General features: G+C 69.2%; 1 protein-coding gene. It reads left to right on the top strand.

Annotated elements, in window-relative coordinates; genetic code table 11:
• Window positions 1–956: 956 nt before the first annotated feature.
• On the top strand, window positions 957–4,157 hold the full coding sequence (locus HFP89_RS15670; RefSeq protein WP_168718623.1) for a DEAD/DEAH box helicase: 3,201 nt from the start codon (window positions 957–959) through the stop codon (window positions 4,155–4,157).
• The last annotated feature ends 764 nt before the right edge of the window (window positions 4,158–4,921 follow it).

The raw sequence follows: 4,921 nt of genomic DNA, 5'->3' as shown, positions 1-4,921 counted from the left end.
TCCCGGGGCGCCGAAGGCGAACCCGGGACCTGTTCCACACCTCCGTCGTCCCGGGGCGCCGAAGGCGAACCCGGGACCTCGTGACGAAATCGCCCGTCGAACCGAAGCGCCGGCATCGGCAGGTTCCGGGGCGCCGAAGGCGAACCCGGGACCTGTTCTACTCCTCCGTCGTCCCGGGGCGCCGAAGGCGAACCCGGGATCTCCTCCACTCCTCCGTCATCCCGGGGCGTCGAAGGCGAACCCGGGATCTCGTGATGCTGGCGCCACGGTTCGAACGGCAATTTTCGTCACGAGATCCCGGGTTCCGGCTTCGCCGGCCCCGGGATGACGAGAAGTAGAGAGGCGCCGGCCCCGGGATGACGAGAAGTAGAGAGGCGCCGGCCCCGGGATGACGAGATTTGGAGAGGAGCCGGCCTCGGGATGACGAGACGTAGAAGGGCGCCAGCCCAGGGATGACGAGACGTAGAGAGGAGCCGGCCTCGGGATGACGAGACGTAGAAAGGCGCCAGCCCAGGGATGACGAGAAGCAGAGAGGCGCCGGCCCCGGGATGACGAGACGTCGAGAGGCGGCGCTTCGACCATCCCCCGTCGTTCCGGGGCGCCTTTTTCTTCCGTCGTTCCGGGGCGCCGAGTAGGCGAAGCCGGAACCTCGTGACGAGCGCCCTTCGAACCCGGGCAGAGGAACGAACCGCCCACCCGAGGGACTCGGGACCATCCCCTTCGCCGCGCACCGCTCCGTCCGGCCGCACTGGGCTGGCAACCCCACTTCGCTGTCGCCCCGAACTTGATGGCATCACGGCTTCGCAATCCCGCGAGCTGGCGATGGAGCCGCTCGGTGCGGGGCTGGGTGTCTTGTCGAAGGCCCGGGACCCGCTCGGAAACATCCGTAAAACCGACGCGCGCCATGCACCCGCTGCGCTACGATTCCCGGTTACCTCGTCCGCAGCGCTGATGACATGATCCGCCCCGAATCGCTCCCCTTCAGCTGGCTGTCGCGGGTCACCGACACCGGTGCCTGGTCTCGAGGCAGAAAGTACTTCCGCAACGGCATGGCGCAGGTGGTGGATGTCGACGACCTCGACGACGACACGCTGGAGTTGGTCGGGTTCTGTCGGGGATCGGCGCCGCAGCCGTATCGACAGATTGTCCGGATCCGGCGCGAGGGCAACGGCCACGGGCTGCACGGCCAGTGCACCTGCCCGGTCGGCGCCAACTGCAAACACGTGGTGGCGCTGGTGCTGACCTGGCAGGCGCTGACGCCGCGCGCGGCCGACGTGCACAACCCGATCGACGACTGGCTGTCGGCGCAGCCGACGCCTGAAGCCAAAGCGGACGCCGCCCCGAACCGCGAAGCCGTGCTGTATCTGTTCGACCGCAGCCGCCGAGCGGTGGACGAGGGCCAGGTCGCGCTGGAGCTGCGCATCGCCCGCCGGCGCAAGGACGGGTCCTGGGCCAAGGGCCGGCCGCTGTCTCCTTCGGCGATGAACCACTGGTGGCATCGGCCCGGCTATCTGACCGACCTGGACGAAGGCATCCTGGCCATGCTCCGCTCGGCCCACCAGGCACACCTTCTCCGGACTCCGATCCCCGAAGGCACAACCGGCCATACGGCGCTGATGAACATGGTCGACACGGGCCGCGCGTTCTGGGGCGAAGAACGCCTCGAACCGCTCCGCAGCGGTGAGGCGCGCTGCCTGCACATCGCCTGGACCGGCGACGACCGGGCCGGCTACCGGCTGAAGGCCGAGATCGACGGCGGCGGCGAACTGGTCCCGGTCCATCCGCCCTGCTACATCGATCCGAACCTCCGTCTCGTTGGCGAAGTCGACCTGCCGCACGCGCTGAACCCCCGCCAGCTGCAATGGCTGCTCGACGCCCCCGACGTGCCGGCCGCCGATGCGCAGCGCCTGAGCATGCGCCTGATGCAGGCGTTTCCCGGACTACCGACCCCGGTCAAGGTCCAGGTCGAAGACATCGAAACCGCCCCGCGCGGCGCCCTGCGCGTGGAGTTCAACCCGGCCCGCCCGGCCATGGCGCGCGCCGCGCTCGCGCTCCTGTACGACGACCAGGTGGTCTCGCCCGACCCGACCGACGCCGATCTCGTCATCGAGTCCGACCGCGGCCTGCTCCGGCTGAAGCGCGACCGGCGCGCCGAGCGGAAGCTGCACGAGTCCCTGCTGGCCACCGGCCTGGAGGCGATCGACGAGCGGCGCTTCCGGATGGGCGGCGAGCTCGAGGGCACGGCACTGCGTGATGCCTGGCTGCACTGGCTGCAGTTCCGCGCACCCCGGCTGCGCGAAGCCGGCTGGCAGATCGAGTCCTCCGATGCCGTCGACCTGAGCATCGAGGCCTCCGACGGCATCGACGGCGAAGTCGAGGACCGCCGCCACGACTGGTTCAGCCTGCGTTTCGACCTGGACATCGACGGCCGCAAGACCCCCCTGCTGCCGCTGATCGGCCCGCTGCTCGAGCACTACCGGCCCGGCGACCTGCCCGACACGCTGTACCTGGATACCGGCCGGGGCCGCTTCGTCAGCGTGCCGGCCAGTCAGATCGAGCCGGTGCTGCAGACCATCGTCGGGCTGTTCGACCGCCTCGAAAACGGCGCCCTGCAGCTGGCCCGGCCCGACGCCGGTCGCCTGCTGGACCTCGACGCCATTCCCGTGCGCGGTGCCACCAGCCTGAAGAAGCTGGCGCACAAGCTGGCCGACTTCTCCGGCCTGGAACGCACCGCGCTGCCGACCACCTTCAAGGGCGAACTGCGCAATTATCAGCAGCACGGCGTCGACTGGCTGCAGTTTCTACGCGAGCACGGTTTCGGCGGCATCCTCGCCGACGACATGGGCCTGGGCAAGACCGTCCAGACCCTGGCCCACCTGGCCGTCGAGAAACGGGCCGGCCGGATGCAACACCCCAGCCTGATCGTGGCGCCGACCAGCCTGATGGGCAACTGGCAACGCGAAGCCGCCCACTTCACCCCCGGCCTGAAGGTGCTGGTGCTGCACGGCCCGGATCGCGCCCGGCACTTCGACACCCTGGCCGACCACGACCTGGTGCTGACCACCTACCCGCTGCTGCCGCGCGACCGCGAGGTGCTGCTGAAGCAACCCTGGCACCTGCTGGTGCTGGACGAGGCCCAGCAACTGAAGAACCCGCGCGCCCAGGCCGCACAGGTCGCGCGCAAGCTCGACGCCCGCCACCGGCTCTGCCTGACCGGCACGCCGATGGAGAACCACCTGGGCGAGCTGTGGGCCCAGTTCGACCTGCTGATGCCCGGCTTCCTCGGCGACCAGAAGAGCTTCAGCCGCAGCTACCGCACGCCGATCGAAAAGCACAAGGACAGCGCGCGGCTCGAACTGCTCCAACGCCGCATCGCGCCCTTCCTGCTGCGCCGGACCAAGGACCGCGTCGCCGCCGAACTGCCGCCCAAGACCGAACTGCTGCGGATGACCGAGTTCGACCCGCGCCAGGCCCGCCTGTACGAAAGCGTCCGCCTGACCATGGAAAAGAAAGTGCGCAAGGCCATTGCCGCCAAGGGCCTGTCGCGCAGCCACATCCTGGTGCTGGATGCCTTGTTGAAACTGCGCCAGGTGTGCTGCGACCCGCGCCTGCTGCCCAAGGGCACGCCCGGCGGCGACGCGCCCTCGGCCAAGTTCGAACTGCTCTTCGACCTGCTGCCCGAACTGCTCGAAGAAGGCCGCCGCATCCTGCTGTTCTCGCAGTTCACCACCATGCTGGGGCTGATCGAGGCCGAGCTGGACCGACGCCAGATCGACTTCACCAAGCTCACCGGCCAGACCCGCAAGCGCGATGAGGCCATCCAGCGGTTCCGCAGCGGCGAAGTCGACCTGTTCCTGATCAGCCTGAAAGCCGGCGGCGTGGGCCTGAACCTGGTCGAAGCCGACACCGTCATCCACTACGACCCGTGGTGGAACCCCGCCGTCGAACACCAGGCCACCGACCGCGCCCACCGCATCGGCCAGGACAAGCCCGTCTTCGTCTACAAATTGCTCACCCAGGGCACCGTCGAAGAAAAGATCCTGGCCCTGCAGAAACGCAAGTATGAACTGGCCCGGAGCGTCGTCGGCAAGGGCCGCGAACAGGACCAGCCCCCGATCGACGAAGACACCATCCGCGACCTGCTGGCCGCCGACTGACTCCCGCACCGACCGAAGGCCTGTGGGAGGCCGGCTGTGCCGGGCGAAGGGCGGCCCGACCGGTTCGCGCGGCAATCCGTCCTCCCACAGTCGAATCCATCGCCGGCGACGGATCGGAGGGCCTGTGGGAGGCCGGCTCCGCCGGGCGAAGGGTGGCCCGACCGGTTCGCGAGCAAGCTCCCTCCAACAGGAAAATCAGCGCCGGCGCCCGACCGAAGCCCTGTTGGAGGCCGCTTGCGGGCGAAGGGCGGCCCGGCCGGTTCGCGAGCAAGCTCCCTCCAACAGGCGAATTCATCGCCGGCGCCGGATCGAAGGCCTGTTGGAGGCCGCTTGCGGGCGAAGGGCGGCCCGGCCGGTTCGCGAGCAAGCTCCCTCCAACAGGCGAATTCATCGCCGGCGCCGGATCGAAGGCCTGTTGGAGGCCGCTTGCGGGCGAAGGGTGGCCCGGCCGGTTCGCGGGCAAGCTCCCTCAAACAGGAAAATCAGCGCCAGCGCCGGATCGAAGGCCTGTCGGAGGCCGCTTGCGGGCGAAGGGTGGCCCGGCCGGTTCGCGAGCAAGCTCCCTCCAACAGGCGAATTCATCGCCGGCGCCCGACCGAAGCCCTGTTGGAGGCCGCTTGCGGGCGAAGGGTGACCCGACCGGTTCGCGAGCAAGCTCCCTCCAACAGTCGAACTGAGCGCAGCGCCGGATCGAAGGCCTGTTGGAGGCCGCTTGCGGGCGAAGGGTGGTCAGGGCAGTTCGCGAGCAAGCTCCCTCCAACAGG

It is taken from the genome of Wenzhouxiangella sp. XN79A (assembly GCF_012272825.1).
GTDB lineage: Bacteria > Pseudomonadota > Gammaproteobacteria > Xanthomonadales > Wenzhouxiangellaceae.
This window is presented reverse-complemented; position numbering and strand designations above follow the sequence as displayed.